The following is a 26,758-nucleotide window of genomic DNA, read 5'->3' as shown; positions in this document are numbered from 1 at the left end:
GGCGCCTGCCCCCGCCACCGGCCCCGAAATTATCGCATTATTGCCCCCTCACCCTCAGAACACGCAATTTTTGCAACGTTTTCCGCACCCCTGCGACACTTTCTTCACGGATTTGCCGTTGACGCCCCCGAAGCCGCCCCCTAATGTCCGCCCCAACGCAACGGAAAGGATCAGCGATGCTCTCGCTTCTTATCGTCGTAGGAGACACGCGCATGGGCCGGTGACGGTTTGACCATGATGGTTCCCATGCGCCCTCGCCAAAACGCGAGGGCTTTTTGTTGCGAAACGGGTTGGGGGCTGCGCGCCCCGGTGAATGGAGAGAACTATGTCACGGCAGATGACCGGCGCGGAAATGGTGGTGCAGGCGCTGAAGGATCAGGGGGTCGAGGTCATCTTCGGCTACCCGGGCGGCGCGGTGCTGCCGATCTATGACGCGATCTTCCAGCAAAACGACATCCGCCACATCCTCGTGCGCCACGAACAGGCCGCGATCCACATGGCGGAGGGCTATGCCCGCTCGACCGGCAAGCCGGGCTGCGCGCTCGTCACCTCGGGCCCGGGCGCCACGAACGCCGTGACCGGCCTCACCGATGCGCTGATGGACAGCATTCCGCTTGTCGTCTTCTCGGGCCAGGTGCCGACCTTCATGATCGGCACCGACGGCTTCCAGGAGGCCGACACCGTGGGCATCACCCGCCCCTGCACCAAGCACAACTGGCTGGTGAAGGACACCGACAAGCTCGCCGAAACCATCCACCAGGCCTTCCACGTCGCCACCTCCGGCCGCCCCGGCCCGGTGCTGATCGACCTGCCGAAGGATGTGCAATTCGCGACCGGCACCTATACCGGGCCGAAGACCGCGCGGGTGGATCACTACAAGCCGCAGCTCAAGGGCGACATCGACGCGATCACCAAGCTCGTCGAGCTGATGGAGACCGCCGAGCGCCCGATCTTCTACACCGGCGGCGGCGTGATCAACTCGGGCACCGGGGCGAGCCAGCTTCTGCGCGAGCTGGTGGACGCGACCGGCTTCCCGATCACCTCGACGCTGATGGGGCTTGGCGCCTATCCCGCCTCGGGCAAGAACTGGCTGGGGATGCTGGGGATGCACGGGCTTTACGAGGCGAACCTCGCGATGCACGGCTGCGATCTGATGATCGCGGTGGGCGCGCGCTTCGACGACCGCATCACCGGCCGCGTGTCGGATTTCTCGCCCGGCTCGACCAAGGCGCAGATCGACATCGACGCCTCCTCGATCAACAAGATCGTGCATGTCGACCTGCCGATCGTGGGCGACGTGGGCCATGTGCTCGAAGACATGCTCAAGGTCTGGAAGGCGCGCGGGCGCAAGGTGAACAAGGAACCGCTGGCGCAATGGTGGGGGCAGATCGCGGAGTGGAAGAAGGTCCGCTGCCTCGCCTACACCGGCTCGGACAAGATCATCAAACCGCAATACGCGCTCGAACGGCTCGAGGCGCTGACCAAGGGGCGCGACCGCTACATCACCACCGAGGTGGGCCAGCACCAGATGTGGGCGGCGCAATATCTCGGCTTCGAGGCGCCGAACCGCTGGATGACCTCCGGTGGCCTCGGCACCATGGGCTATGGCTTCCCGGCCTCGATCGGGGTGCAGATCGCGCATCCCGACGCGCTCGTGATCAACGTCGCGGGCGAGGCGTCCTGGCTGATGAACATGCAGGAAATGGGCACCGCCACCCAGTTCCGCGCCCCGGTGAAGCAGTTCATCCTGAACAACGAGCGCCTCGGCATGGTGCGGCAATGGCAGGATCTCTTGCACGGCGGGCGCTACTCGCAGAGCTGGTCGGAAAGCCTGCCCGATTTCGCCAAACTCGCCGAGGCCTTCGGCTGGAAGGGCATCGTCTGCTCCGATCCGAAGGATCTCGACGACGCGATCATGGAGATGCTCGACTACGACGGGCCGGTGCTCTTCGATTGCCTCGTGGAGAAGCATGAGAACTGCTTCCCGATGATCCCGAGCGGAAAGCCGCATAACGAGATGCTTCTCTCGGCGGATGCGGCGGCCTTCGCGGGCGGCGCGGCGCTGGTGTGAGAGCGGCCGGGGGCCTTGCCCCCGGACCCCCAGGATATTTACGCTCTGAAGAAGAGCAGAAAAAGGAGAGGGCAATGGCCGCTCTGAACATCAAGAAAGGCGCGACCTCGCATTCCGCCTATGACCTGCGGGACACCCACTCGGATGTGGAACGCAGCCACACGCTTGCGGTGATCGTGGACAACGAGGCCGGCGTGCTCGCGCGCGTGATCGGGCTCTTCTCGGGCCGCGGTTACAACATCGACAGCCTCACCGTGGCCGAGATCGACCACAAGGGGCACCGGAGCCGCATCACCATCGTGACCACCGGCACCGAGGCGGTGATCGACCAGATCAAGGCGCAGCTCGGCCGTATCGTACCGGTGCACGAGGTCCACGACCTCACCGTCGAAGGCCCCGCGGTCGAGCGCGAGCTCGCGCTTTTCAAGGTCACCGGCACCGGCGACAAGCGCGTCGAGGCGCTGCGTCTGGCCGATATCTTCCGCGCGAACGTGGTCGACAGCACGCTCGAGAGCTTCGTCTTCGAGGTCACCGGCGCGCCCGAGAAGATCGACGCCTTCGCCGAGCTGATGCGTCCGCTCGGCCTGACCGACGTCGCGCGCACCGGCGTCGCGGCGCTGCCGCGCGGGCTCTGAGCTAGCGCAACAGAAGCGGCGCTGCGAGCCAGTCGCGCAGCGCCTGCGTCACCTTTTCCGGCTGTTCGAGCGGCGCGAGATGCCCCGCGCTCAGGATCAGCCGGAACTCCGCATGCGGCATCAGCTCCGCCAGGAACTCGTGCCGCCGCGGCGGACAGATCGTGTCGTATTCGCCGCAGATCAGCATCGCGCGCACCCGCGTGTTGCGCAGCGCGCGCTGCTGATCGGGGCGGCGCATCAGCGCGCGGCTTTGCACCGTGAACCCCTCCGCCCCGAAGACATCCGCCATGTCGAGCAGCATCGCCTGGATCTCGGGCCGGTGCGGCCCGGGGGCGAGCGCGGTCTCGGGGATTTCCTCGAGCATCGCCTCGTCGAGCCGCCCGGTGCGGGCGCGGATGATCCGCGGCTCGCGCTGCGCGGCCACCTGCGGGGTTTCCGGCAGCGGAGAGACGTCGATCAGCGCGATCGCGGCGACCCGCTCGGGCGCGCGGCGCAGCATCTCCATCGCGACGATGCCGCCCAGCCAATGCCCGACGACGGCAAAGCGCGGCGGCGCGGCGGCAAGCACCGCCTCGGCCATTTCCTCGACCGTGGCGCCCGAAAGCGGCATCACCAGCACCGGGCGCTCGGCGGAAAAGGCGATGATCTGATGCCAGAAGAGCCGCGCATCGCACATGAAGCCCGGCAGAAAAACCAGCGGATCGGTGGGCATGCTCTTCCTCCTCGGCGGCGCTGATGCGCTCTTGGCGCCAGTCTGACGCAGGATCGCAGCGGGGGGAACCCCCCGCGCCCCATGACAGGCGTCGATCAGCCGAGCCGCGCGATCACATCGGCGACAGTGGCCTCGATCAGGCGCAGGTCATCGGGTTCGGAAAAGCGGTGATCGGTGCCCTTCACCAGCGTGAGGCGGATGTCCGCGCCCTCGGCATGGTGGAAGAGCCGCACCGCCCAGTCGGGCGGCACCGCGGTATCGGCCGAGCCCTGCAGGAAGCGCGCGGGGAAGGGCAGCGCGAGCGGCGATCGCAGCACGAGGCGCGCGCGCCCCTCCTCGATCAGCCGGCGGGTGATCCGGTAGGGTGCGCCATAGTCCGAGGGCACGTCGACGAAGCCCTGCGTTTCCAGGGCCTTGCGCTGATCGGCGTCGAAGCCCGCCCAATAGCCGTCCTCGGTGAAATCGGGCGCGGCGGCGATGGTGACGAGGCCCGCGACCTTCTCGGGGATCTCGCGCGCGAGCAGCAGCGCGAGCCAGCCACCCATCGAGGAGCCGACGATCACCTGCTTCCCCTCGGTCAGGGCAAGGATCGCGGCGCGCGCATCCTCGAACCACTCCCCGATGCAGCCCTCCGCGAAGCTGCCCGAAGAAAGCCCGTGGCCCGAGCAGTCGAACCGCAGGAAGGCGCGCCCCTCGGCACGCGCCCAGGCCTCGAGCGCGAGCGCCTTCGTCCCCTCCATGTCGGAGTTCAACCCATGCACGAAGACCACCCCGGGCCCGGAGCCGCCGGTGCGGGTATAGGCGATGCGGCGCCCCTCGGGCGTGGTGAGATACTCGGTCATCGGACACTCCTTTGCCCCCTTCGTAACCGGCGCGGCGCCCGGGCTCAAGCGGCGGAGGGGGGCGCTGCCCCCGGGCTTCGCCCTCCCCCCGAGGTATTTTTCGCAAGATGAAAGGGATCTTGCGGCTTTCATCTTGCCCGAAATACCTCGGGGGGCTCCGCAGGAGCGGGGGCAGCGCCCCCTCCCCCCGCCGCCATCTTGCCGCAGCGCAGAGATGTTGACAGCCGTCGCGCCCGGGCGCATATCGGCCCGACCATAACCCGCAACCGGGCGTTCCGTGGGCGCCAAAACGACGAGGAGGACACCGATGTCCCAGATCACCCTCTCCTTTCCCGATGGCAACAAGCGCGAGTTTCCCAAGGGCGTGACGCCCGCGGAAATCGCCGCCGCGATCTCCAATTCGCTCGCCAAGGCGGCGATCTCGGCGCAGGTCAACGGCCATCACTGGGATCTGCAATGGCCGATCGAGGAAGACGCCAAGATCTCGATCAACACGATGAAGGATCAGGTTCCCGCGCTCGAACTGATCCGCCACGACCTCGCCCATATCATGGCCCGCGCCGTGCAGGAAATCTGGCCCGACGTGAAGGTCACGATCGGCCCGGTGCGCGATTACGGCTGGTTCTACGACTTCGACCGCGCCGAGGCGTTCACCCCCGAAGACCTCGGCCAGATCGAGGCGCGGATGAAGCAGATCATCAACGCCCGCGAGCCGGTGAAAACCGAGCTCTGGGACCGCGCCCGCGCGATCCAGCATTATGTCGAGAGCGGCGAGCCCTACAAGGTCGAGCTCGTGAACCGGATCCCCGAGGGGGAAAACATCCGGATGTACTGGCACGGGAACTGGCAGGATCTCTGCCGCGGCCCGCATCTGCAGCACACCGGCCAGGTGCCCGCCGACGCCTTCAAACTCACCCATGTCGCCGGCGCCTATTGGCTTGGCGACAGCACGCGCCCGATGCTGCAGCGCATCTACGGCATCGCCTTCCGCTCGCGCGAGGATCTGAAGGCGCACATGACCATGCTCGAGGAGGCCGCGAAACGCGACCACCGCAAGCTCGGCAAGGAAATGGACCTCTTCCACATGCAGGAAGAGGCGCCCGGTCAGGTGTTCTGGCACCCGAACGGCTGGACGATCTACACCCAGCTGCAGGACTACATGCGCCGCCGCCAGCGCGCCGACGGCTATGTCGAGGTGAACACGCCGCAGGTCGTCAACCGCAAGCTCTGGGAGGCCTCGGGCCACTGGGAGAACTACCGCGAGAACATGTTCATCGTCGAGGTGGACGAGGACGGCGCGCGCGAAAAGGTCGTCAACGCGCTCAAGCCGATGAACTGCCCCTGCCACGTGCAGATCTTCAACCACGGCATCAAGTCCTACCGCGACCTGCCGCTGCGCATGGCCGAATTCGGATCGTGCGCGCGCTACGAACCCTCGGGCGCGCTGCACGGCATCATGCGCGTGCGCGGCTTCACCCAGGACGACGCGCATATCTTCTGCACCGAGGCGCAGATCGAGCCGGAAACGAAGAAGTTCATCGACTTCCTCGCCGCGGTCTATGCCGATCTCGGCTTCGACAAATGGCGCATCAAGCTCTCCACCCGGCCCGAAAAGCGCATCGGCACCGAGGAAAGCTGGGATCACGCCGAGGCCTCGCTCGGCAATGCCTGCAAGGCCGCGGGCTATGATTTCGAGATCCAGGAGGGCGAAGGCGCCTTCTACGGGCCGAAGCTCGAATTCGTGCTGACCGACGCGATCGGGCGCGACTGGCAATGCGGCACGCTGCAGGTCGACCCGAACCTGCCCGAACGGCTCGACGCGAGCTACATCGGCCAGGATGGCGAACGCCACCGCCCGATCATGCTGCACCGCGCCTGCCTGGGTTCGTTCGAGCGCTTCATCGGCATGCTGATCGAGAACTTCGCCGGCAAGATGCCGCTCTGGCTCGCGCCGCGGCAGGTCGTCGTCGCCTCGATCGTCTCGGACGCCGACGATTACGTCGAAGAGGTCGCGGCCAAGCTGATCGAAGCGGGCATCCGCGCCGAATGCGACACCCGCAACGAGAAGATCAACTACAAGGTCCGCGAGCACAGCCTCGGCAAGGTGCCCTATATTTTCGCCATCGGCATGAAGGAAGTGGAGGAGCGTACCGTCTCCGTCCGCCGCCTCGGCGAGACCCGCACCGAGACGGTGACGCTCGACGCGATCGTCGCCGCGCTCGCCTCGGAGGCACTGCCGCCCGACCTGCGCTGATAGCGCAAGCAGGCGCGCAAATTTCCGGCATCGCAAAGGGGCGGCAGCGGCCGCCCCTCCTTTTTTCGTTGATTTTTGCATTGCCTGTGGCACCCTGCTTTCGCGTGACCGCAGACTTTCCTACCGCTCCCTTTTCGGGGCAGCCGGAAGACTCGAAAGACCTGGCTGCACGGCCCGGCGCAATGTCGCACCGGGATCACTGATAGGAGAAACGGTATGGCCACTGGCACCGTGAAATGGTTCAACACCACCAAAGGGTATGGCTTCATCGCCCCCGATGGCGGCGGCAAGGACGTCTTCGTCCATATCTCGGCCGTGGAACGCGCCGGGCTCAAGTCGCTCGCCGACAATCAGAAAGTCAGCTTCGAAATGATCTCGGGCCGCGACGGGCGCTCCTCCGCGGGCGACCTCAAGCTGCTCTGATCCGATCAGGACGTCAGCGGAGGGCCCGCGCGCGGGCCTTCCCATTGCCCGCGCTCCGCAGGCAAGCCGCGCCCGTCAGCCACCCCGCCCGAGCGCCAGTGCCCGCGGCATCCGTGGCACCGCGCGGGAATCACCCTTCCCTTCCGGTCCGACAGCGTCGCATCCCGCCCTGCGGGTCCGCGCTCAATCCTCGAGATCGCCCGGCCCGAGGCCCAGCGCCGCCGAAAGCTGGCAGCGCTCCTCATAGCTTGGCAGATGACCGCGCGCCTCGATCGCGACGATGACCTCGGCACCAATGCCGGACAGCCGTGCCAGCTCGGCGACGCTCAGCCCAGCGGCGCGGCGCCAGGCCATCAGCGGCGAGGCCCCGGCCGTGATCCAGGCCAGTTGCGTCCAGTAATCGGGTTTTTCGTCCATCGCCGCTTCGCGCGCCAAAGCACGCGAAGGAACCGGCGACGGCGGCGTTATCACACTCATCGCGTCCTGCTCGTTCAGCTCGCATCCCATCGACGGAATATGAGCCCAAATTCACAGGATTTCACTAAGCCGAAGGGTTAAACCCCTCTGCAATTAGGAAGGTTTAGAGACAAATTCGCCCCGATCAGAGCTGCGCCTCCTGCGCGGCCTTGTCCCAGCCGATCGTCAGGGAGCGGCCGCGGATCACCGGCCGCTTCATCAGCGTCGGATGCGCCGCCAGCAGCTCCGCCGCGGGCTGCGCGCGCTCTGCCTCGTCGAGCCCCCGCCAGGTGGTCGAGGCGCGGTTGATCAGCTTCGCGCCGAAGGCCGCCTCGAACTCGGCGATCTCCTCGGGGCTCAGCGGCGCGGCGCGCACGTCGCGCAAGACCGGCGCATGGCCCGCCGCTTCGAGCGCCTTCATCGCCTTCTTCACCGTGTCGCAGCTCTTGATGCCGTAGACGATCATTTCCCCTCCACCAATTGCCCGTTGTCGAGCCGCAGGACGCGGTCCATCCGCTCGGCCAGCGCGAGGTTATGCGTCGCGATCAGCGCCGAGAGGCCGGTGTCGCGCACCAGTTCCATCAGCACCGAGAACACGGTTTCCGAGGTCTCCGGATCGAGGTTGCCGGTCGGTTCGTCGGCAAGCAGCAGGCTCGGCCCGTTCGCAAGCGCGCGGCAGAAGGCGACGCGCTGCTGCTCGCCCCCCGACAGCGCCGAGGGTCGGTGATCCTCCCGCGCGGCAAGGCCGACCCGCGCCAGCAGCTCGCGCGCCCGCGCCTCCGCCGCCTTGCGCGGGGTGGCATTGGCGAGCTGCGGCAGCACGATGTTCTCGAGCGCGGTGAATTCCGGCAGCAGATGGTGGAACTGGTAGACGAAGCCCAGCTCGCGCCGCCGCGCCTCGGTCCGGCGCCGGTCGGAGGCCCCGCTCAGATCCTGCCCGTTGATCAGCACCGCCCCGCTGTCGGGCGTATCGAGCAGCCCGGCAATATGCAAAAGCGTCGATTTCCCCGCCCCCGAAGGCGCGACAAGGGCCACGACCTGCCCCGCCGGAATAGCAAGATTCACGCCGCGCAGCACCGCGATCTCCCCCGGCGTGCCGCGGTTGTAGCACTTTTCCAACATCCGCAGCGTCAGCACGTCGCTCAATGCCTCACTCATAGCGCAGGGCCTCCACCGGGTTGAGACGCGCCGCCCGCCGCGCCGGGAAGATCGTCACGACGAAGCTGAGGCCCAGCGCAAGCGCCACCGCCTTTGCCACGTCCCAGGGCATCAGCTTCGCCGGCAGCGCATAGATCCCGCGGATCGAGGGATCCCAGGCCCCCCCGCCGTTGAGCCAGTTCACGAAGCTCATCACCTGGTCGATGTAAAGCGCGAAGATGACGCCCACCGCCACCCCCGCCGCAGTACCGATCACCCCCGTGAAGGCGCCGCACAGGAAGAAGACCCGCATCACCGAACCCTCGGTCAGGCCCATCGTGCGCAGGATGCCGATGTCGCGCCCCTTGTTCTTCACCAGCATGATCAGGCCCGAGGTGATGTTCATCGTCGCGATCAGCACGAGCACCGCGAGGATCACGAACATCACGTTGTCCTCGATGTCGAGCGCGCGCAGGAAACTGCCCGAAGCGTCGCGCCAGCTCCAGAGCATGGTGCCCGAACCGCCCGCCACCTGCAGCTGTTCGTCCCAGTCGTCGACATGCTCGGGGTCGGTCACGTCGACCTCGATCTCATCCGCCCCGCCCTCGCGGTTGAAGAAGCTCTGCGCCTCGGCGAAGGGCATGTAGATCCGGGTCTTGTCGATGTCCCAGCGCCCGGCGGTGAAGATATAGGTCACCTCATAGGCATTCACCCGCGGGCTGGTGCCGAAGGGGGTCTTCGCGCCATTGGGGGAGATCAGCTTGACCCGGTCGCCCAGATCGACGCCGAGCTCGCGCGCAAGCTCCGATCCCATCGCGATCCCCTCGCCGAAGCGTGCGAGATCCCCGCGCGAGGTCTTCGGATTGGCGACGCGCGGGATCGTCTCGAGATTTTCGCGCGTGATGCCATAGACTTCCGCGACATTCGAGCGATCGCCAAGCGTCGCCATCACCTGCCCGCGGATCAGCGGCGCGGCGCGGGTGACGCCCGGAATCGCGCGGATCCGCTCGGCCCGCGCGTCATAGTCGCGCATCAGCGAGGAGAAGACGCCCGAGCCCGGAACCACTTCCATCGGCGCGGAATAGACGGTGACATGGGCGTTCGAACCCAGGATCGTGTCGACGAATTCGGCGCGGAACCCCGCGCGCACGGCCAGCGTGATGATCAGCGCGGCGACGCCGAGCGTGATCCCGATCAGCGAGATCCAGGTCATCACGCTGACCCCGCCCTCGGCGCGCCGCGCGCGCAGGTAACGCCAGGCGATCATGAATTCGAACCGGGAAAACGGCGCGGTGCTTGTGGCCATGGGGGGCTCCTGAAAGTCGGCGCACGCTCGCCTTTTGTGCGCCCGAGGTCAAGTGCGGCGGGATCAAGCGGCGGTGAGGGGGTCAGGGGCGCCGCCCCTCGCCCCTCCGGGGCTCACCCCGGGATATTTCCGCTCTATAGAAGCCGCATTCTACAGAGCGCAAATATCCCGGGGGGCTGCGCAGCAGCGGGGGCAGCGCCCCCTCCCCGTTCAAAGTGTGGCGCGGCGCCGGAACGGGCGCAGGAAAAGGCCGAGCAGCACCGCCATCACCGACCAGCCCAGCCCGAAGCCGATCCCCGCGGCGATGAACCCGTCGGGCGTCACCGGCACCGCGGGGCGGAAATCGGCCCAGGTCGCCTCGAGCGTTTCGCGGTCCCGGAAGCGCTGCGGCAGGGTCAGCCGTTCGAGCGGCGTGGCCGCGCCAAGCAGCGTGTAATCCGCCTGCGCATGCTCGGCCCGCGCGATCAGCGCGCGCATGTCGCCCTGATGCGCCGACAGGAAGGCCGAGCCGTCGAGCTCGGCCAGCGCCGCCTCGCGCGTGATCCCCGCCTGCGCGGCGGAGGCGTCGAATTCCGCCACCACCTTCTGCAGCGCTGTGGCCTGACCGCCGAGCCGCTGCAGATATTGCTGCGAGAATTCCGGGAATTGCGAGAGCGTTCCCGCCCCCGCAAGCCCCGCGATCAGCGCGAGCGCGCGGCGCATCAGAGGCCCGCGTAGATCGTCGCGATGCGATCGACCGCCGCCTCGGGCGACATCTCCTCGCTCTCGCCCGTGCGGCGCGAGGTGAGCTCGACCATGCCATTCGCAAGGCCGCGCGGCCCGACCGTGATCCGCCAGGGAAGGCCGATCAGGTCCATCGTCGCGAATTTGGCGCCCGCGCGTTCGTCGCGGTCGTCATAGAGCGGGTCGAGCCCCTTCGCCTGCAGCGCGGCGTAAAGGCTTTCGCAGGCGGCGTCGGTGGCGCTGTCGCCCTGTTTCAGGTTGACGATGCCGCAATGGAAGGGGGTCACGCCCTCCGGCCAGATGATGCCCTTCTCGTCGTGGTTCGCCTCGATCAGCGCGCCGATCAGGCGGCTCACGCCGATCCCGTGCGAGCCCATCTCGACCGGCACGCGGTTGCCGTCGGGGGTGGTGACCATCGCGCCCATCGGCTCCGAATATTTGGTGCCGAAGTAGAAGATCTGCCCGACCTCGATGCCGCGGCCGACGCAGCGGCGCTCCTCCGGGATCTCGTTGAAGAGCTTCTCGTCATGGGTTTCGTCGGTGCGCGCGTAGAGCGTGGTGAACTCCTTGCAGATCGCGGCGACCTCCTCGCGGTTGTCGAAATCGACCGCGCGATCACCGAGTTTCAGCTCGGGCACCTTGGCGTCGTAGAACACTTCGCTCTCGCCGGTCTTGGCGAGGACGAGGAATTCATGCGTGTTGTCGCCGCCGATCGGGCCGGAATCGGCGCGCATCGGGATCGCGGTGAGGCCCATGCGCTCATAGGTGCGCAGGTAGCTCACCATATGGCGGTTGTAGGCGTGCAGCGCGTCTTCCTTCGTCAGATCGAAGGAATAGCCGTCCTTCATCAGGAATTCGCGGCCGCGCATCACGCCAAAGCGCGGGCGGACCTCGTCGCGGAACTTCCACTGGATGTGGTAGAGCGTCAGCGGCAGCGACTTGTAGCTTTCCACATGGGCGCGGAAGATGTCGGTGATCATCTCCTCGTTCGTCGGCCCGTAGAGCATCTCGCGCTCGTGGCGGTCCTTGAAGCGCAGCATCTCCGGGCCATAGGCGTCGTAGCGCCCCGACTCGCGCCACAGATCCGCCGATTGCAGCGTCGGCATGAGCAGCGGGATATGCCCGGCGCGGATCTGCTCCTCGTGCACGATCTGCTCGAGACGGCGCAGCACCTTGAAGCCCATCGGCAGCCAGGAATAGATCCCCGCGGCCTGCTGCTTGATCATGCCGGCGCGCAGCATGTAGCGGTGCGAGACGATCTGCGCCTCGGCGGGGTTCTCTTTCAGGACGGGAAGGAAGTAGCGGGAAAGGCGCATGACGGACCTGCGGATGGGGTTTTTCGTTCGCCTTGGCCTAGAGGAAAAGGGGCTGCGCGGCAAGTGGGCGGGCGCTGTGGTGCGGGGAGCCCCCCCTTCCCCGCTGCCCCCGTCTTTGGCATCCTCGCCGCATCGCCCCGATTGGTTTTCGCATGTCTCCCGGTTTTTCCCTCCTTCTCCTTTTGCCCGCCGCCCTGATCCTGGCCCTGCTGCTGCGCCGCCGGCGCCGCGGCAAGGCGCCCGTAATCCTGATCGACGGCTCGAACGTCCTCTACTGGCGCGACAACGCGCCGAGCCTCGTGCCACTGCAGGAGCTCGTCGCCCGGTTGCGGCAGGAGGGGTTTTCCCCCGGCGTCGTCTTCGATGCGAATGTCGGCTACCGGCTCGAGGGGCGCTATCGCGACGACGCCGATCTGGCGCGCCGCCTCGGCCTGCCCGCCGAGAGGGTGCTCGTGGTGCCGAAGGGACAGCCTGCGGATCCGGTGATCCTTGCCGTCGCAAAGGAAAACGGCGCCCGGATCGTGACGAACGACCGCTATCGCGACTGGGCCGCGGCGCATCCGGAAGTGGCCGAGCCCGGGCGGCTGATCCGGGGCGGGTATCGCGACGGGCGCCTCTGGCTCGCGCTCGACCAGGCGCCCCGAGCCCCCCTAAAATCCCCGTAAGCAGCTGCTTACGCGCCCGCATGTCAGCGCCGCTGCAATCGACGGCGGCGCTGCACCGCGGCACATCGGCCCTCGTCGAACCGCCACTCACGGCGCCGACGCATCGAAACCAACCGATAGGACTTCTTCATGAAAACCTCGCTTCTCGCGGTGCTCGCCCTCACCCTCGCCCCGATCGCCGCCTCCGCCATGCCGATGGTCGGCGACGTCGTCGGCACCAACCCGAAGGACGCCACCGCCGCGCTCGCCGCGAAGGGCTTCACCGTCAAGGAATTCGAAGCCGAAGGCGGCAAGATCGAAGCGAAGGGCACCGATGAGGCCGGCAAGTATTTCGAGGTCTACATCGACCCGAAGACCGGCGCGGTGACCAAGGTCTCCGACAAGGACTGATCCCGGTGACACTCGAGACCGAGGGGGGCGTGATGCCCCCCACCCCCGCCTCCCCCGCGCTCTGGGATCCGCTCGTGCGCCTCACCCATTGGGGCGTCGCCATCGCGGTGATCGCGAACGGGCTGATCGACCGGCCCGGCAGCGTCACCCATGTCTGGGTCGGCTGGGTGCTGATGGCGCTTTTGCTCACCCGGCTGCTCTGGGGTCTCATTGGCCCCGCCGAGGCGCGGTTTTCCGCCTTCCGCCCCGATCCGGTCGGCGCGATCCGCCACATGGGCCACCTTGGCCGCGCGCTCACCGGCCGCGGCTCCGTGCCCGAGCACCGCTCGCACAACCCCGCCGGCGCGATGATGGTCTATGCGCTCTGGGCGCTCATCGCGATCACCTGCGCCACCGGGCTGATCATGACCAAGGGCGCGACGCCGATGCAGGTCGCCGCGGAAAAGGCCGCGGTCGCCTCGGGCGACTGGTCGACGCTTGCGGCGCAAAGCGATGCGGGCGATGATGGCGCCGAGGCCGAAGGCGACGGCAATATCGTGCAGGAGGTGCATGACGTGGCGGCGAATCTGATCCTGATCCTCGCGCTCGTCCATGTCGGCGGCGTGGTGCTGGAAAGCCGCGCGCTCGGGCGCAACCTCGTGCGTCCGATGCTCACCGGTGACCGGACGCGCCGCGGATCATGACGCCTCCAAGCTCCCCCGCGGGGCGGCGCGAAGCCGTCGCCCTTGCGGGCTTTCTGCTCGTCCAGGTGATCGCGGCGGTGTTCTTCGTCGGCGATGCGCTTTCCGATATCGTCAACGACCCGGGCGCCCCCGACACCCCGTTCGAGGCGGTGGTGGCGCTCGCGCTGCTGCTTGGCCTCGGCTTCGGCGCCTGGCGGCTGCGCCGCGTGCTCGAACGGATGCGCGCCACCGACCGCGCACTCGCCGCGGCGCAGGGCGCGCTCGGCTCAGTGATCGACACGCAATTCACCGCCTGGGGCCTGACGCCCGCCGAACGAGACGTCGCGCTTTTCGCGCTCAAGGGGCTCGACATCGCCGAGATCGCCGAGATCCGCGGCGCGGCACAGGGCACGGTGCGCGCCCAGCTCACCCGGATCTACGCCAAGGCCGGGGTCTCGGGGCGCGCGCAATTCGCCGCCTGGTTCGTCGAAGATCTGCTCGGCTGATCCGCCGCGCCCCCCGGTGCCCCGGCCGGCGCGCAACCCTGGCGTGAGCGGCGCACCGCCGATGCGCAGGCGCGATTTTGGCGGCGCACCGCCGAAACCGCGCCGCATCGTATCCGCCCCCTTGGCGCCGGCCGCCGCACGCCCCATGCTGCGGCCATGCAAAACGAACCGCGCGCCATGCCCCAGACCGACGAAACGCCCCCGCCCATCGGCTTCCTCACCCCCGAGGATTACGCGCAGATGCGCCACCAGCTGCGCGGCGTCACCGCGGTCGAGCTGCGCCAGATCGGCGGCACCCAGGCCACCGCCGCCGAGGTGCTGATCTGGCTCGAGGCGCAGGGCCTCGCCACCTCCTTCCGGCTGCTCGAACGGATGACGCCACCGCCCTCGCGCCGCATCGTCTTCCGCTACCGCGGCACGATCGCCGAGATCACCCTCGCCCCCGACGTCTACTGACCGATTTTTGCCGCATCGCAGCGCCCCGCGGCCCGCCGGATCTTGAAAAACCGCGCCGGAACCGCGATCTTGTCGGGAATGACGCAGGAGTGACCATGGCGCTGCCGGTGCGGCAACAGTTGATCTACTGGAGCATCGCCGCGGCGGTGCTTTCGCTGACATTGTGGAAACTCGGCGATGTGATCCTGCCCTTCATCGTGGGCGGCGCGATCGCCTATTTCCTCGATCCGCTCGCCGACCGGCTCGAACGGCTCGGGCTCAGCCGCGCCGCCGCCACCGCGACGATCGCCGCCGTCGCCACGCTTGCCTTCGTGGTGATCGGCCTCGCGGTGATCCCGATGCTGATCCGCCAGCTGAGCCAGCTCGTCGCCACCGCCCCCGATATCGCGGCGCGGCTGCAAAGCTTCCTCACCCATCAGTTCCCCTCGCTGATGGAGCCCGGCTCCGTCATCAACGAGACCCTCGCGAGCCTCGGCAACGCGGTGAAGGCGCGCGGCGGCGAGCTGGCCACGACGCTGCTTTCCTCGGCGATGGGCGTCGTGAATTTCGTCGTCTTCATCGTCGTGGTGCCGGTCGTCGCCTTCTACATGCTGCTCGACTGGGACCGGATGATCGCCCGCGTCGACGACTGGCTGCCGCGCGACCATGTCGACAGCATCCGCGAGATCGCCCGCGCGATCGACAAGGTGCTCTCGGGTTTCGTGCGCGGGCAGATCTCGGTCTGCCTGATTCTCGGCGCCTTCTACGCCGTCGCGCTGATGGCGGCGGGGCTGAATTTCGGCCTGCTCGCCGGGGCGATCGCGGGGGGGCTCACCTTCATCCCCTATGTCGGCGCGCTGATCGGCGGCACGCTGGCGATCGGGCTTGCGCTCTTCCAGTTCTGGGGCGACTGGTTTTCGATCGGACTCGTCGCCGCGATCTTCGCCGCGGGCCAGTTTCTCGAGGGCAATATCATCACGCCCCGTCTCGTCGGCTCCTCCGTCGGGCTGCATCCGCTCTGGCTGATCTTCGCGCTCTCCGCCTTCGGCACGCTCTTCGGCTTCGTCGGCATGCTGGTCGCCGTGCCGGTCGCCGCGATCATCGGCGTGCTCACCCGTTTCGCGCTCGAGCATTACATGCAGGGCCGGCTCTATCGCGGGCTGGAGGCCGATGCCGCCCCCGCCGAGGCCGCGCCGCCGCCCGAGACGCCCGAAGAAAGCGCCTGAGATGATCCGTCAGCTGATTTTCGATCTGCCCGTGCGCCAGGCCCGGGGGCGCGACGATTTCTTCGTCGCCCCGCCGAATGCGCTCGCGCTCGCGACGCTCGACGCGCCCGAAAGCTGGCCGCAGGGGCGGATGCTGCTAATCGGGCCCGAGGGCGCCGGCAAAAGCCATCTCGCCGCGATCTGGTCGGAGGCCCATGCCGCCCCGATCGTGCCCGCCGCCGCGCTGAGCGCCGATCTCGCCCCCACGCTGGTGCGCTCCGGCGCCGCGGTGATCGAGGATGCCCAGGCACTCGGCCAAAGACCCGAGGCGCAGGCCGCACTCTTCCATCTGCACAACCTGATGGGGGCCGAAGGGGGCCTTCTGCTGATCACCGCCGACCGGCCCGCGCGCGACTGGGGCCTCACCCTGCCCGACCTGCTCAGCCGGATGAGCGCGCTCGCCACCGCGCGCATCGCGCCGCCCGACGACGCGCTCCTTTCCGCGGTGCTGGTCAAGCTCTTTGCCGACCGCCAGATCCAGGTGCCCCCGGCGCTGATCGGCTGGCTCGTGCCGCGGATCGACCGCTCCTTCGCCTTCGCCCGCCGCCTCGTCGCCGCGCTCGACGCCCGCGCCCTTGCCGAGCGCCGCCCGGTCAGCCGCACGATGGCCGCCGAAGTTCTGGCCGAGGTGCTGGACAGTCGCGCCTGAGGCGCGCAAACTGTCACAGCGCCATTACAAATCCGATCCATAAGCGCTTCCATGACCCAGGCCGACTTTCTCAAAACCCCGTTCCCCGCCCCCGTCGAACTCCCCCCCGAGGAGATCAACGGCCCGCGCCGTGTCTTCAACCGCGAACTGAGCTGGCTCGCCTTCAACTGGCGCGTGCTGGAGGAGGCGGACAACCCCCGCGTGCCGCTGCTCGAGCGGGTGCGCTTCCTGTCGATCTCGGCCACCAATCTCGACGAATTCTACACCGTGCGCGTCGCCGGGCTGATGGAGCTCGTGCGCGAGGGCAATACCAACCCCTCCGACGACGGGCTTTCCCCGGCCGAGCAGCTGGTGCTGATCAACGCCGACGCGCGCCGCCTGATGGAGACGCAGCAGTCGACCTGGAACAAGCTGCGCCGCGAGATCGAGGCGGCGGGGATCCAGCTCGTCTCCCGCGCGAAGCTGACGCCCGAGGACGAGACCTTCCTCGCGCAGCACTTCATCGCCAATGTCTTCCCGGTGCTCTCGCCGCTCGCGATCGACCCGGCGCACCCCTTCCCCTTCATCCCGAACACCGGCTTCTGCCTCGCGCTGGAACTGGAACGCGAGGGGGACAAGCGCCGTCTGCAGGCGCTTTTGCCGATCCCGCAGCAGATCGACCGCTTCGTGCGGCTGCCGGGCGAAAGCCGCTTCCTGCCGCTCGAGGAACTGCTGCTGTTGCACCTCGGCTCGCTCTTCCCGGGCTATGCCGACACCGGCCATTGTGCCTTCCGCGTGCTGCGCGACAGCGATCTCGAGGTCGAGGACGAGGCCGAAGACCTCGTGCGCGAGTTCGAGACCGCGCTGAAACGCCGCCGCCGCGGTCAGGTGATCCGGCTCAAGATCACCGCGGGCGCGCCCGAGACGCTGCGCTCGCTGATCATGGACGAGCTCGGCGTGAACCCCGACGAGATGGTCGAGGTGAAGGGGCTCCTCGGCGTCGCCGACCTCAAGGAGCTGGTGCTTTCCTCCCGGCCCGACCTGCTCTGGCCGACCTTCGTCCCCCGCGTGCCCGAGCGCGTGCAGGATCACGACGGCGACATGTTCGCCGCGATCCGGCAGAAGGACATGCTGCTGCATCACCCCTACGAGACCTTCGACATGGTGATCCGCTTCCTCAATCAGGCGGCGGCGGACCCGAACGTGCTCGCGATCAAGCAGACGCTCTACCGCACCTCGAAGGACAGCCCGATCGTCGACGCGCTTTGCGAGGCGGCGGAGAACGGCAAATCGGTCACCGCGCTCGTCGAGCTCAAGGCGCGTTTCGACGAGGCCGCGAACATCCGCCAGTCGCGGCGGCTCGAACGCTCGGGCGCGCATGTCGTCTACGGCTTCATGCACCTGAAAACGCATGCGAAAATCTCGACGGTGGTGCGCCGCGAGGGCGACCGTCTGGTCACCTACACCCATTTCGGGACCGGCAACTACCACCCGATCACCGCGAAGATCTACACCGACCTCAGCCTTTTCACCTGCGATGCGGCGCTTGGGCGCGACGCGACGAAAGTGTTCAACTACCTCTCCGGCTACGTCCAGCCCGAGGGGCTGGAAAACCTCGCGATCTCGCCCATTTCGCTCAAGCCGCGACTGCTCGAGCTGATCGCGGCCGAGGCCGAGCATGCCAAGGCCGGCCGCCCGGCCGAGATCTGGGCGAAGATGAACTCGCTGATCGACCCCGAGGTGATCGACGCGCTCTATGCCGCCTCGAACGCCGGGGTGAAGATCTCGCTTGTCGTGCGCGGCATCTGCGGCGTGCGCCCGGGCATCCGGGGCCTGTCGGAGAACATCCGCGTCAAATCCATCGTCGGGCGCTTCCTCGAACACAGCCGCATCGTCTGCTTCGGCAATGGCCACGGCCTGCCCTCGAAGAAGGCGCGGGTGTTCCTCAGCTCCGCCGACTGGATGGGCCGCAACCTCAACCGCCGCGTGGAAACGCTGGTCGAGGCGAAGAACGACACGGTGAAGGCGCAGATCGTCAGCCAGATCATGGCCGCGAACATGGCCGACGAGGCGCAAAGCTGGGTGCTGCAACCCGATGGGCGCTTCATCCGCATCCTGCCCGATGACCGGTCCGACCTGTTCTCCTGCCACCGCTTCTTCATGGAGAACCCCTCGCTTTCGGGCCGCGGTTCCGCGGGGGCAAAGGACGTGCCGAAACTTGCGCACAGCATGGACTAGGGGATAGCTTGGGCGGGGCGGCGGGATGCGAATCCCGGCCTCCCCTCCCCGCGACCGCGCAGGACGACAGAATGATTGCAAAGACCGATGCCCCCCGACAGGCACAGCCCGCCGAGGATTGGGACGCTTTCGGCAAACCCCTGTTCGACGACCCTTCCGCCCGCGCGCTGAGCCGCGTCGGTGTGGTCGATGTCGGCTCGAACTCGGTGCGGATGGTGGTCTTCGACGGCGCCGCCCGCTCGCCGGCCTATTTCTACAATGAAAAGGTGATGGCCGGCCTCGGCCAGGGCCTCGCCGAGACCGGCCGGCTCAATCCGCGCGGGCGCGAACGCGCCTTCGCCGCGCTGCGCCGCTTTTCCGCGCTCGCCAAGGGGATGGACATCGGCCCGCTGACCTGCGTCGCCACCGCCGCGGTGCGCGATGCCGAGGACGGGCCCGAATTCCAGCACCTCGTCGAAAGCGAGACCGGGCTGCATCTGCATGTCATCGACGGGCGCGAGGAGGCGCGGCTTTCGGCGCAGGGCGTGCTTCTCGGCTGGCCCGAAGCCTCCGGGCTGATCTGCGACATCGGCGGCAACTCGATGGAGCTTGCGGTGATCGGCAAGGGCGTGGTCGGCCCGCGCGAGACCTCCGCCCTCGGCCCCTTCCGGTTGCAGCAGGTGAAGGGCGGGCGCAAGGAGCTGATGGCCCATATCCGCAACGAGATCGCCAAGCTCGCCGAGGTCGTCGGCCTCGGGCACGAGCGGCTCTACCTCGTCGGCGGCTCGTGGCGCGCAATCGCCCGGCTCGACATGGAGCGCCGCAACTACCCGCTCCTCGTGCTGCACGAATACCGGATGGAGCCCGAGGGGCTGCTGAAAACCCTCGACTGGATCGAAAAGGCCGACCTTTCCGCGCTGCGCGCGAAGACCGGCACCTCCGCCGCGCGGATGGATCTCGTGCCGCTCGCCGCGCTCGTGCTGCGCGAGCTGGTCGAAACCTTCCGCCCGCGCGAGATCGACACCTCCTCCTATGGCATCCGCGAGGGGCTGCTTTACGAGCAAATGCCCGAGCGGCTGCGCAAGCGCGACCCGCTGGTCGAGGCCTGCCGCTTCTCGGAAAAGGTGATGGCGCGGATGCCGGGTTTCGGCAAGAAGCTGCACAGTTTCATCGCCCCGCTCTTCGGCGAGGTGCCCCCGGCGCGCTACCGGCTGCACCGCGCGGCCTGCCTGCTTCACGACACCACCTGGCGCACCCATCCCGACTACCGCGCCGAGGCCTGTTTCGACAATGTCACCCGCGCGAACATGGCCGCGCTCGGCCATGAGGAGCGCGTCTTCGTCGGCCTCGCGCTGCTGCACCGCTACAAGAATTCGCGCGCCGGCTCGCGGTTCGAACCGCTCTTCTCGCTGCTCACCGAGGCGGAGATCCAGGAGGCCGAGATCCTCGGCAAGGCGATGCGCTTCGGCGCGATGTTCTCGATCCACGATCCGCAGGACACCGGCCAGCTCGCCTATGACGCCAAGAAAGGCGTGCTCGAACTGCGGCTGACGAAACGCGGCGCGGGGCTTTTCGGCGAGGTGGCGGAGGCGCGCCTCGGCTCGCTCGCCGCCTCGATGAAGGCCCGGCCCGAGATCATCCTGCCGCTCTGAGCCGCCTCAAAGGTCGATCGCCGATCCCTCGGGCGCGGCCTCGCCCGGCGCGGGTTTCGCGCGCTCGTCGGGGGCGGGCAGCGGCGGCGGCTTCGGCGCCCCGGGCTGGCGCCGGATCAGGATGTCGCCATTCGGCAGCCGCTCGGGCGCCTGATAATTCTTCACGTCATCGATCAGGTCGAAGATCTGGCCAAGCTTCGGGCCCAGCTCCTTCGCCGCCGAATTCAGCCCCTCCTGCATCTCGTCGAGCTGCGGACCGACCTCTTTCATCAGCCCACGCAGGAACAGCTCCGCCCCCCGCTCGACGAGCGAGCGCCCCGCCGCCATATCGTCGCGCGAGCCGGGTTCGGGCACTTCGGGCGCCTCCGTCCCGGGCGGTTGCAGCCGCTCGGGCGCCTGCTGCGCCGGGGCCAAGGCCACCCAGCCCGCAAGACCAAGCGCGACAAGGGCCGGAAGAAGGAAAAGGGACATCTTGCTCATGGCGCCAATATAGGGGCGTCAGAGCGAAATATCCACGCTGACCGGGAAATGATCCGAGGCCTGCAACAGCGCCTCGCGCAGCTCGGGCGTCTTGTAGCAGACCGGATCGTCGAACGGATGCCAGATCCGCCAGGCGGGGGCATCGGCGCAAAGATCGGGCGAAAGCATCACATAATCGAGCATCGCCGAGAAGAAATGCCCCCCGCCCCCGGCATCGGGCAGGTAGAACCGCGCCGAAGCCGGCTGCGCCGCGGTCGGGCGGTGATGCAGCCGGCTGTGCGGATCGCGCATCCGCCGCGCCGGCGGCTGCCCCTCACCCAGCACGATCTCGAGCCCCGAGCGCCCGAAGAGCGCCTCGTATTCGTCGAGCCCCGGCCCGTCGTTGAAATCGCCCAGCACGATCAGGCTGTCGCCGGCGTCGAGATGCCCCTCGATCCGCCGCCGGAGCCAGATACACTGCGCGAGCTGCTTGCGCCGGTTCTCGATCGCGATCCGCACCTCGGCGGCCGGATCGAACTCGCCATGCGGCGCCTTCGACTTGATATGCACCCCGATCAGCCGCAGCTTGCGCCCGTCGGGCAGGCTCAGCGCCACCTCGAGCGGCGGCTTCGAAAACACCACCGTGTCGAGGGTCGCGTCGATGTCGAGGTCGATCTTCAGGCTCTGGTCGAAGCGCGGCGCCGTCTCCGTCCCCTCCTGCGGGTCGAAAACCGCGCTGACCTTGTCGGGGTCGTAGAGCAGCGCGATCTCCTGCTGCGTGTCATTGGCAAAGCCGATCAGCGCGCGGCGCTGGCGCAGCCCGAATTTCTCGGCGAAGCTTTCGAGCATCGGCACCGTGTGGCGATGGCGGTTCTCGTCGGGCGCCTCGACGATCAGGAAGACATCGGCATCGACCGCGGTGAAGACGATGCCCAGCGCGCCCAACTGCTCGGCCCGCGTCACCTGGAAACGCGCCGACCATTCCGCATCCTCGAGGATCCGCCCGCGCCGGTCGAAAAGCGAGGTGAACCACTCGACGTTATAGGTGGCGATCCGCATGCGCCCCCTCCGACGCCGCAGAAATCTCCGCCCAGGCGCGGTTGAGCGCGACGACCCGCGCCTCGGCGAGCCGCACCGCCTCCTCCGGCAGACCGCGCGCGATCGCGCGGTCGGGATGCGCCTCGCGCACGAGGTTGCGCCAGCGCGCCTTCACCGCGGCCAGATCGGTGCCCGGATCGAGCTCGAGCACGGTCCAGGGATCGGGCTCCGCATCGGGCACGAAAGCCGCCCGGATCGCGCGAAAACAGCAGGCGTCGAGGCCGAAGATCCGCGCCACCTCCTGCAGGAAGGCATCCTCGTTCTCGTGGTAATCGCCATCGGCGAGCGCGATCGCGAAAAGCCCTTCGAGCAGGTCTTTCAGCACCGGGTTGCCCGGGCCGAACATCGCCGCGATCTTGCGCGCATAGGCGTCGAAGCCCGCGACATCGGTGCGCGCCATGTCGAAGACGCGCGCGGCATTCGCCTCCTCCCCCGGCGGGATCTGGAAGATGCGCCGGAAAGCCGCGACCTCGTCGCGCGTCACCTGCCCATCCGCCTTCGCCATCTTCGCGCCCAGCGCGATCACCGCGATGGTGAAGGCGACCGAGCGTTCGGGCGGCGCGCGCAGGTGGTCGAAGACGGCCGACAGCCCCTCGCCCCGCGCCAGCGCGGCGACGGCCTCGGAGATCCGGGCCCAGAGGGAAAGCGGTCGGTCCATGGCGGCAGTCTAGCGGGTCAGAGCAGCTTTTGCATCAGCACAAGGTCGATCCAGCGGCCGAATTTGCGCCCGGCCTCGGCGACGCGCCCGGCCTCGCGAAAGCCCGCCGCGGCGTGAAAGGCGAGCGCCGGCGCGTTCTCGGCCGAGATCCCGCCGACGAGCACATGCGCCCCGGCGGCGCGCGCATGTTCCACCGCCGCGCCGATCAGCGCCCGGCCAAGGCCGCGCCCGCGCGCCTCGGGCGCCAGGATGATCGTGTGCTCCATCGCATGGGCATAGCCCGCGCCCTTGCGAAACTGGTCATAGGTGACGAAGCCCAGAACCTCCCCCGCCTCCTCGGCGACGAGAAAGGCACGCCCCGCCGCCTGCCGCTCGGCGATCATCGCGGCCAGGCTCTCGGCGCTGTGCAGCGTGGGCGAGAAGGTGATCGTCGACTGCCCGATCACCGGGTTCCAGAAGGCGAGAATCGCGGGCACATCGGCCGCGGTGGCAGGGCGGATCGGCATCTGGGGCTCCGTTGGGCACGTCCATTCGCCGGGAGCCTGCTCCGGCTGTGTCCCTCCCGCAACGGCAAAAGCTGCAGCGCAGCATCCGCCGTCCGATTTTGCCTTGAAAATCGGGGGTTCATCCCCAATTTGCAAGGCAGCCATGATAAAAACAGGGAGATGATGGGCCGTGCTGCGCCGGATCGAGAAACTTTTTGAACATGAGGCCGCGGGCGGGATCGTCTTGATGATCGCCACTGCACTCGCCTTCCTCGTGGCGAATTCCGGCCTCTCGGGCCTTTACACCGAGATCCTGCACACGAAATTCTCGATCATGCTCGGCGAGGAAGGGCTGTCGAAGCCGCTGATTCTCTGGATCAACGACGGGCTGATGGCGGTGTTCTTCCTGCTCGTCGGGCTCGAGCTGAAGCGCGAGATCGTCGAGGGCCGGCTGAAGAAACCCGCCAATGTCGTGCTGCCCGGGATGGCGGCGCTCGGCGGGATGATCGCGCCCGCGCTGATCTTCCTCGCCTTCAACTGGTCGGACCCGACCCATGCCACCGGCTGGGCGATCCCGACCGCGACCGACATCGCCTTCGCGGTGGGCGTCGTCGCACTTCTCGGCAACCGGGTGCCGGCGGGGCTGAAGATCTTCCTGCTCACGCTTGCGATCCTCGACGACCTCGGCGCGATCCTCGTCATCGCGATCTTCTACACCGACCATCTGAAGCTCACCTATCTCGGCCTCGCGCTCATCCCGCTCGCGCTGATGCTGGTGCGCAACCTCACCGGCGCGCACCGGCTGGCGCCGACGCTGCTTCTGGGCACGGTGCTCTGGGTGCTGGTGCTGAAATCGGGCGTGCATGCGACGCTCGCGGGCGTCGTCACCGCCTTCTTCATCCCGCTGAAGGACCGCTACGGCAAGTCGCCCGCCCATGCGCTCGAACACGGGCTGCACCCTTACGTGATGTTCCTGATCGTGCCGATCTTCGCCTTCGCGAACGCCGGGGTGGACCTGAGCGGCATGGGGCTCGGCGATCTCTTCCAGCCGCTGCCGCTCGGCATCGCGCTCGGCCTCGTGCTCGGCAAGCAGCTCGGCGTCTTCGGCATGACCTTCGCGCTGGTGCGCTGGGGCCTCGCCCGGCTGCCCTCGGCGACGAGCTGGATGCAGCTCTACGGCATCGCCTGCCTCGCCGGCATCGGCTTCACCATGTCGCTCTTCATCGGCTCGCTGAACTTCGAGACCGACGCACAGATGAACGCCGTGCGCATCGGCGTGCTCGTCGGCTCGCTGATCTCGGCGCTGCTCGGCTATGCGATCCTGCGCCTCGCGCCCCGCGCTGCCGAGGCCGAGGCCGAAGACGAGGCCCCGGCGAAAGCCGCCTGATCGGCGCGAAAAGCCAAAGCAAAAAGAGGGGGGCGCTGCCCCCCTCTTTCCTTCGGAAATTCACCCCCCGGGATATTTCGGCACTTTGGAAGATCGGCCGTTTCCAAAGTGCCCAAATATCCCGGGGGGAGCGAAGCGGGGGGCAGCGCCCCCCTCCCCGGTTCTCAGGCGCGCTGCGCGCGCACGATGTCGAGGATCTCGCGCGCCGCGGCCGGAATGTTGGTGCCGGGCCCGAAGATCGCCTTCACGCCAGCCGCCTTGAGGAAATCGTAATCCTGCTGCGGGATCACGCCGCCACAGATCACGATGATATCCTCGGCGCCCTTCTCCTTCAGCGCCTCGATCAGCTTCGGCGCGAGGGTCTTGTGGCCCGCCGCCTGGCTCGAGATGCCGACGACATGGACGTCGTTGTCGATCGCGTCCTGCGCCGCCTCTTCCGGGGTCTGGAACAGCGGCCCGACGTCGACGTCAAAGCCGATATCGGCGAAGGCCGTCGCGATCACCTTGGCGCCGCGGTCATGGCCGTCCTGGCCCATCTTCACCACCAGCATGCGCGGGCGGCGGCCCTCTTCCTCGGCGAATTTCTCGACATCCGCCTGGATCTGGGCAAAGCCCGCATCGCCCTCATAGGCCGCGCCATAGACGCCGGCGAGGGTCTTCACCTCCGCGCGGTGACGGCCGAACACCTCTTCCATCGCCATCGAAATCTCCCCGACCGAGGCACGCGCCCGCGCCGCATCCACCGCGGCTTCGAGCAGGTTGCCGCCCTCCTTCGCGCGCCGGGTGATCTCGGCGAGCGCCGCCTGGCATTTCGCCTCGTCGCGGGTCGCGCGCATCTTTTCCAGCCGCGCAATCTGCGCCTCGCGCACCGCCATGTTGTCGATGTCGAGAATGTCGATCGGCTCTTCCTTCGCGAGACGATACTTGTTCACGCCGACGATCACTTCCTCGCCGCGGTCGATCATCGCCTGGCGCTTCGCCGCCGATTCCTCGATCTTGAGCTTGGGCATGCCCGAGGCCACAGCCTTGGTCATGCCGCCCATTTCCTCGACTTCCTCGATCAGCTTCCAGGCCTCGTCCACGAGCTGCGCGGTCAGGCTTTCGACGTAATAGCTGCCCGCGAGCGGATCGACGACATGGGTGACGCCGGTCTCTTCCTGCAGGATCAGCTGGGTGTTGCGCGCGATGCGGGCCGAGAATTCGGTCGGCAGCGCGATCGCCTCGTCGAGCGCATTGGTGTGCAGCGACTGCGTGCCGCCGAGCGCCGCGGCCATCGCCTCGTACGCCGTGCGCACCACGTTGTTATAGGGATCCTGCTCCTGCAAGCTCACGCCCGAGGTCTGGCAGTGGGTGCGCAGCATGGACGAGCCCGGCTTCTTCGGGTTGAACTCGGCCATCACGCGCGACCAGAGCAGTCGCGCCGCGCGCAGCTTCGCCACTTCCATGAAGAAGTTCATGCCGATCGCGAAGAAGAACGACAGACGCCCGGCGAAGGCATCGACATCCATCCCGCGCGCGAGCGCCGTGCGGACATATTCGCGCCCGTCGGCGATGGTGAAGGCCAGCTCCTGCACGAGGTTCGCGCCGGCTTCCTGCATGTGGTAGCCCGAGATCGAGATCGAGTTGAACTTCGGCATCTCGTTCGAGGTGTATTCGATGATGTCCGCGATGATCCGCATCGAGGGTTCGGGCGGATAGATATAGGTGTTGCGGACCATGAACTCCTTGAGGATGTCGTTCTGGATCGTGCCCGACAGCAGCTTGCGATCGACGCCCTGCTCCTCGCCCGTCACGATGAAGTTCGCGAGCACCGGAATGACCGCGCCGTTCATCGTCATCGAGACCGAGACCTTCTCGAGCGGGATGCCGTCGAACAGGATCTTCATGTCCTCGACCGAATCGATCGCGACGCCCGCCTTGCCGACGTCGCCGACGACGCGCGGGTGATCCGAGTCATAGCCGCGGTGGGTCGCCAGGTCGAAGGCCACCGAAACGCCCTGCTGACCGGCGGCCAGCGCCTTGCGATAAAAGGCGTTCGAGGCCTCGGCGGTGGAGAAGCCCGCATATTGCCGGATCGTCCAGGGACGGCCGGCATACATCGTGGCGCGCACGCCGCGGGTGAAGGGCGAGAAGCCCGGCAGCGTGCCCATATGCGGCAGCTCGGCGGTGTCCTCCTCGGTATAGAGGGGTTTCACCGCGATCCCTTCGAGCGTGTCCCAGGTCAGGCTGTCGAGCGGCCGATCCTTCAGCTCCTTCTGGGCAAGCTTGGCCCAGTCCTCTTTCTTGGTGGTCATGGACCCCTCCTTCTTCCTGTGCCGCCGGCCCCCGAAGGCGCCGCGTCGTTTCCGTCCAATGTCACACCCCGGCGCGGCATGG

Annotated in this window: 27 protein-coding genes; 14 read left to right on the top strand and 13 right to left on the bottom strand. The window is 67.7% G+C overall.

Annotated elements, in window-relative coordinates:
- Window positions 1-325 precede the first annotated feature (325 nt).
- Window positions 326-2,071, top strand: coding sequence for an acetolactate synthase 3 large subunit (locus AB7U46_RS11165; RefSeq protein WP_428337049.1), 1,746 nt, complete (start codon window positions 326-328; stop codon window positions 2,069-2,071).
- A gap of 74 nt (window positions 2,072-2,145) precedes the next feature.
- Window positions 2,146-2,706 carry an acetolactate synthase small subunit gene (gene ilvN / locus AB7U46_RS11160; RefSeq protein WP_428337048.1) on the top strand — a complete coding sequence of 187 codons (561 nt, stop codon included), beginning with the start codon at window positions 2,146-2,148 and terminating at the stop codon, window positions 2,704-2,706.
- Between the two features lies 1 nt (window position 2,707).
- On the opposite strand, the gene AB7U46_RS11155 is transcribed toward ilvN, so the two are convergent.
- Window positions 2,708-3,418 carry an alpha/beta fold hydrolase gene (locus AB7U46_RS11155; RefSeq protein ID WP_428337047.1) on the bottom strand — a complete coding sequence of 237 codons (711 nt, stop codon included), beginning with the start codon at window positions 3,416-3,418 and terminating at the stop codon, window positions 2,708-2,710.
- A 95-nt stretch (window positions 3,419-3,513) separates the two neighbouring features.
- The gene (locus tag AB7U46_RS11150; RefSeq protein ID WP_428337046.1) at window positions 3,514-4,260 is read right to left on the bottom strand and encodes an alpha/beta hydrolase; all 747 of its coding nucleotides are present in this window, start codon (window positions 4,258-4,260) and stop codon (window positions 3,514-3,516) included.
- A 307-nt stretch (window positions 4,261-4,567) separates the two neighbouring features.
- On the opposite strand from AB7U46_RS11150, the gene thrS reads away from it, so the two are divergent.
- The gene (gene thrS, locus AB7U46_RS11145; RefSeq protein WP_428337045.1) at window positions 4,568-6,514 is read left to right on the top strand and encodes a threonine--tRNA ligase; all 1,947 of its coding nucleotides are present in this window, start codon (window positions 4,568-4,570) and stop codon (window positions 6,512-6,514) included.
- A gap of 216 nt (window positions 6,515-6,730) precedes the next feature.
- Window positions 6,731-6,937: a cold-shock protein gene (locus AB7U46_RS11140; RefSeq protein ID WP_113900742.1), complete on the top strand. Its 207-nt coding sequence runs from the start codon at window positions 6,731-6,733 to the stop codon at window positions 6,935-6,937.
- A gap of 183 nt (window positions 6,938-7,120) precedes the next feature.
- On the opposite strand, the gene AB7U46_RS11135 is transcribed toward AB7U46_RS11140, so the two are convergent.
- The 6 genes from AB7U46_RS11135 to proS form a co-directional block, all read right to left on the bottom strand.
- Window positions 7,121-7,354 carry a helix-turn-helix domain-containing protein gene (locus AB7U46_RS11135; protein WP_428337044.1) on the bottom strand — a complete coding sequence of 78 codons (234 nt, stop codon included), beginning with the start codon at window positions 7,352-7,354 and terminating at the stop codon, window positions 7,121-7,123.
- Between the two features lie 184 nt (window positions 7,355-7,538).
- Window positions 7,539-7,859 carry an ArsC/Spx/MgsR family protein gene (locus AB7U46_RS11130; RefSeq protein ID WP_428337043.1) on the bottom strand — a complete coding sequence of 107 codons (321 nt, stop codon included), beginning with the start codon at window positions 7,857-7,859 and terminating at the stop codon, window positions 7,539-7,541.
- Window positions 7,856-8,539 (bottom strand): ABC transporter ATP-binding protein, encoded by a 684-nt coding sequence (locus AB7U46_RS11125; protein ID WP_428337050.1) that lies wholly within the window; start codon window positions 8,537-8,539, stop codon window positions 7,856-7,858. Before AB7U46_RS11125 ends, AB7U46_RS11130 begins: the two co-directional genes overlap by 4 nt.
- A 4-nt stretch (window positions 8,540-8,543) precedes the next feature.
- Window positions 8,544-9,836 carry a lipoprotein-releasing ABC transporter permease subunit gene (locus tag AB7U46_RS11120; RefSeq protein WP_428337042.1) on the bottom strand — a complete coding sequence of 431 codons (1,293 nt, stop codon included), beginning with the start codon at window positions 9,834-9,836 and terminating at the stop codon, window positions 8,544-8,546.
- A 210-nt stretch (window positions 9,837-10,046) separates the two neighbouring features.
- Entirely contained in the window at window positions 10,047-10,538 is a 492-nt protein-coding gene (locus AB7U46_RS11115) for a DUF2937 family protein (protein WP_428337041.1), read from the bottom strand.
- Window positions 10,538-11,875 carry a proline--tRNA ligase gene (gene proS / locus AB7U46_RS11110; RefSeq protein ID WP_428337040.1) on the bottom strand — a complete coding sequence of 446 codons (1,338 nt, stop codon included), beginning with the start codon at window positions 11,873-11,875 and terminating at the stop codon, window positions 10,538-10,540. The genes AB7U46_RS11115 and proS overlap by 1 nt, the downstream gene beginning before the upstream one ends.
- 152 nt (window positions 11,876-12,027) lie before the next feature.
- Between proS and AB7U46_RS11105 the strand changes: the two genes are divergently transcribed.
- From AB7U46_RS11105 to AB7U46_RS11065, 9 genes are all read left to right on the top strand, one after another.
- Window positions 12,028-12,540, top strand: a complete 513-nt coding sequence (locus tag AB7U46_RS11105) for an NYN domain-containing protein (protein ID WP_428337039.1) — start codon at window positions 12,028-12,030, stop codon at window positions 12,538-12,540.
- A gap of 129 nt (window positions 12,541-12,669) precedes the next feature.
- The gene (locus AB7U46_RS11100; RefSeq protein ID WP_428337038.1) at window positions 12,670-12,930 is read left to right on the top strand and encodes a PepSY domain-containing protein; all 261 of its coding nucleotides are present in this window, start codon (window positions 12,670-12,672) and stop codon (window positions 12,928-12,930) included.
- Between the two features lie 5 nt (window positions 12,931-12,935).
- Complete coding sequence (locus tag AB7U46_RS11095) at window positions 12,936-13,613, top strand: cytochrome b/b6 domain-containing protein (protein WP_428337037.1); 678 nt, start codon at window positions 12,936-12,938, stop codon at window positions 13,611-13,613.
- On the top strand, window positions 13,610-14,098 hold the full coding sequence (locus AB7U46_RS11090) for a helix-turn-helix transcriptional regulator (protein ID WP_428337036.1): 489 nt from the start codon (window positions 13,610-13,612) through the stop codon (window positions 14,096-14,098). The genes AB7U46_RS11095 and AB7U46_RS11090 overlap by 4 nt, the downstream gene beginning before the upstream one ends.
- A gap of 177 nt (window positions 14,099-14,275) precedes the next feature.
- Complete coding sequence (locus AB7U46_RS11085; protein WP_428337035.1) at window positions 14,276-14,554, top strand: hypothetical protein; 279 nt, start codon at window positions 14,276-14,278, stop codon at window positions 14,552-14,554.
- A gap of 95 nt (window positions 14,555-14,649) precedes the next feature.
- Complete coding sequence (locus AB7U46_RS11080) at window positions 14,650-15,759, top strand: AI-2E family transporter (RefSeq protein ID WP_428337034.1); 1,110 nt, start codon at window positions 14,650-14,652, stop codon at window positions 15,757-15,759.
- Between the two features lies 1 nt (window position 15,760).
- Entirely contained in the window at window positions 15,761-16,447 is a 687-nt protein-coding gene (locus tag AB7U46_RS11075) for a chromosomal replication initiator DnaA (RefSeq protein WP_428337033.1), read from the top strand.
- A 51-nt stretch (window positions 16,448-16,498) separates the two neighbouring features.
- Complete coding sequence (locus tag AB7U46_RS11070) at window positions 16,499-18,664, top strand: RNA degradosome polyphosphate kinase (protein WP_428337032.1); 2,166 nt, start codon at window positions 16,499-16,501, stop codon at window positions 18,662-18,664.
- Window positions 18,665-18,735: 71 nt separating this feature from the next.
- Window positions 18,736-20,295, top strand: coding sequence for a Ppx/GppA family phosphatase (locus AB7U46_RS11065; protein WP_428337031.1), 1,560 nt, complete (start codon window positions 18,736-18,738; stop codon window positions 20,293-20,295).
- A 6-nt stretch (window positions 20,296-20,301) separates the two neighbouring features.
- On the opposite strand, the gene AB7U46_RS11060 is transcribed toward AB7U46_RS11065, so the two are convergent.
- Genes AB7U46_RS11060 through AB7U46_RS11045 form a run of 4 tightly spaced genes read right to left on the bottom strand, consistent with a single transcriptional unit; the run spans window position 20,302 to window position 23,016 of the window.
- Complete coding sequence (locus AB7U46_RS11060; RefSeq protein ID WP_428337030.1) at window positions 20,302-20,775, bottom strand: hypothetical protein; 474 nt, start codon at window positions 20,773-20,775, stop codon at window positions 20,302-20,304.
- 18 nt (window positions 20,776-20,793) lie between these two features.
- Window positions 20,794-21,813 (bottom strand): endonuclease/exonuclease/phosphatase family protein, encoded by a 1,020-nt coding sequence (locus tag AB7U46_RS11055; protein ID WP_428337029.1) that lies wholly within the window; start codon window positions 21,811-21,813, stop codon window positions 20,794-20,796.
- Window positions 21,794-22,510, bottom strand: a complete 717-nt coding sequence (locus AB7U46_RS11050; RefSeq protein ID WP_428337028.1) for a TerB family tellurite resistance protein — start codon at window positions 22,508-22,510, stop codon at window positions 21,794-21,796. Before AB7U46_RS11050 ends, AB7U46_RS11055 begins: the two co-directional genes overlap by 20 nt.
- A gap of 17 nt (window positions 22,511-22,527) precedes the next feature.
- Window positions 22,528-23,016, bottom strand: a complete 489-nt coding sequence (locus AB7U46_RS11045) for an N-acetyltransferase family protein (RefSeq protein ID WP_428337027.1) — start codon at window positions 23,014-23,016, stop codon at window positions 22,528-22,530.
- A 169-nt stretch (window positions 23,017-23,185) separates the two neighbouring features.
- Between AB7U46_RS11045 and nhaA the strand changes: the two genes are divergently transcribed.
- On the top strand, window positions 23,186-24,382 hold the full coding sequence (nhaA, locus tag AB7U46_RS11040; RefSeq protein ID WP_428337026.1) for a Na+/H+ antiporter NhaA: 1,197 nt from the start codon (window positions 23,186-23,188) through the stop codon (window positions 24,380-24,382).
- 164 nt (window positions 24,383-24,546) lie between these two features.
- On the opposite strand, the gene scpA is transcribed toward nhaA, so the two are convergent.
- Window positions 24,547-26,676: a methylmalonyl-CoA mutase gene (gene scpA / locus AB7U46_RS11035; protein WP_428337025.1), complete on the bottom strand. Its 2,130-nt coding sequence runs from the start codon at window positions 26,674-26,676 to the stop codon at window positions 24,547-24,549.
- Window positions 26,677-26,758: the final 82 nt, after the last annotated feature.

It is taken from the genome of Paenirhodobacter sp. (assembly GCF_050177655.1).
Classification (GTDB): Bacteria; Pseudomonadota; Alphaproteobacteria; order Rhodobacterales; family Rhodobacteraceae; genus Rhodobacter.
Note: the sequence above shows the minus strand (reverse complement) of the source record. Positions and strands in the feature narration are given on the sequence as shown.

What these genes read in the sequence shown, in the direction of transcription:
- AB7U46_RS11165 (WP_428337049.1), top strand. Translation starts at nt 326, where the DNA reads ATGTCACGGCAGATGACCGGCGCGGAAATGGTGGTGCAGGCGCTGAAG.
- ilvN (WP_428337048.1), top strand. Translation starts at nt 2,146, where the DNA reads ATGGCCGCTCTGAACATCAAGAAAGGCGCGACCTCGCATTCCGCCTAT.
- AB7U46_RS11155 (WP_428337047.1), bottom strand. Translation starts at nt 3,418, where the DNA reads ATGCCCACCGATCCGCTGGTTTTTCTGCCGGGCTTCATGTGCGATGCG.
- AB7U46_RS11150 (WP_428337046.1), bottom strand. Translation starts at nt 4,260, where the DNA reads ATGACCGAGTATCTCACCACGCCCGAGGGGCGCCGCATCGCCTATACC.
- thrS (WP_428337045.1), top strand. Translation starts at nt 4,568, where the DNA reads ATGTCCCAGATCACCCTCTCCTTTCCCGATGGCAACAAGCGCGAGTTT.
- AB7U46_RS11140 (WP_113900742.1), top strand. Translation starts at nt 6,731, where the DNA reads ATGGCCACTGGCACCGTGAAATGGTTCAACACCACCAAAGGGTATGGC.
- AB7U46_RS11135 (WP_428337044.1), bottom strand. Translation starts at nt 7,354, where the DNA reads ATGGACGAAAAACCCGATTACTGGACGCAACTGGCCTGGATCACGGCC.
- AB7U46_RS11130 (WP_428337043.1), bottom strand. Translation starts at nt 7,859, where the DNA reads ATGATCGTCTACGGCATCAAGAGCTGCGACACGGTGAAGAAGGCGATG.
- AB7U46_RS11120 (WP_428337042.1), bottom strand. Translation starts at nt 9,836, where the DNA reads ATGGCCACAAGCACCGCGCCGTTTTCCCGGTTCGAATTCATGATCGCC.
- AB7U46_RS11115 (WP_428337041.1), bottom strand. Translation starts at nt 10,538, where the DNA reads ATGCGCCGCGCGCTCGCGCTGATCGCGGGGCTTGCGGGGGCGGGAACG.
- proS (WP_428337040.1), bottom strand. Translation starts at nt 11,875, where the DNA reads ATGCGCCTTTCCCGCTACTTCCTTCCCGTCCTGAAAGAGAACCCCGCC.
- AB7U46_RS11105 (WP_428337039.1), top strand. Translation starts at nt 12,028, where the DNA reads ATGTCTCCCGGTTTTTCCCTCCTTCTCCTTTTGCCCGCCGCCCTGATC.
- AB7U46_RS11100 (WP_428337038.1), top strand. Translation starts at nt 12,670, where the DNA reads ATGAAAACCTCGCTTCTCGCGGTGCTCGCCCTCACCCTCGCCCCGATC.
- AB7U46_RS11090 (WP_428337036.1), top strand. Translation starts at nt 13,610, where the DNA reads ATGACGCCTCCAAGCTCCCCCGCGGGGCGGCGCGAAGCCGTCGCCCTT.
- AB7U46_RS11085 (WP_428337035.1), top strand. Translation starts at nt 14,276, where the DNA reads ATGCCCCAGACCGACGAAACGCCCCCGCCCATCGGCTTCCTCACCCCC.
- AB7U46_RS11080 (WP_428337034.1), top strand. Translation starts at nt 14,650, where the DNA reads ATGGCGCTGCCGGTGCGGCAACAGTTGATCTACTGGAGCATCGCCGCG.
- AB7U46_RS11075 (WP_428337033.1), top strand. Translation starts at nt 15,761, where the DNA reads ATGATCCGTCAGCTGATTTTCGATCTGCCCGTGCGCCAGGCCCGGGGG.
- AB7U46_RS11070 (WP_428337032.1), top strand. Translation starts at nt 16,499, where the DNA reads ATGACCCAGGCCGACTTTCTCAAAACCCCGTTCCCCGCCCCCGTCGAA.
- AB7U46_RS11065 (WP_428337031.1), top strand. Translation starts at nt 18,736, where the DNA reads ATGATTGCAAAGACCGATGCCCCCCGACAGGCACAGCCCGCCGAGGAT.
- AB7U46_RS11060 (WP_428337030.1), bottom strand. Translation starts at nt 20,775, where the DNA reads ATGAGCAAGATGTCCCTTTTCCTTCTTCCGGCCCTTGTCGCGCTTGGT.
- AB7U46_RS11055 (WP_428337029.1), bottom strand. Translation starts at nt 21,813, where the DNA reads ATGCGGATCGCCACCTATAACGTCGAGTGGTTCACCTCGCTTTTCGAC.
- AB7U46_RS11050 (WP_428337028.1), bottom strand. Translation starts at nt 22,510, where the DNA reads ATGGACCGACCGCTTTCCCTCTGGGCCCGGATCTCCGAGGCCGTCGCC.
- AB7U46_RS11045 (WP_428337027.1), bottom strand. Translation starts at nt 23,016, where the DNA reads ATGCCGATCCGCCCTGCCACCGCGGCCGATGTGCCCGCGATTCTCGCC.
- scpA (WP_428337025.1), bottom strand. Translation starts at nt 26,676, where the DNA reads ATGACCACCAAGAAAGAGGACTGGGCCAAGCTTGCCCAGAAGGAGCTG.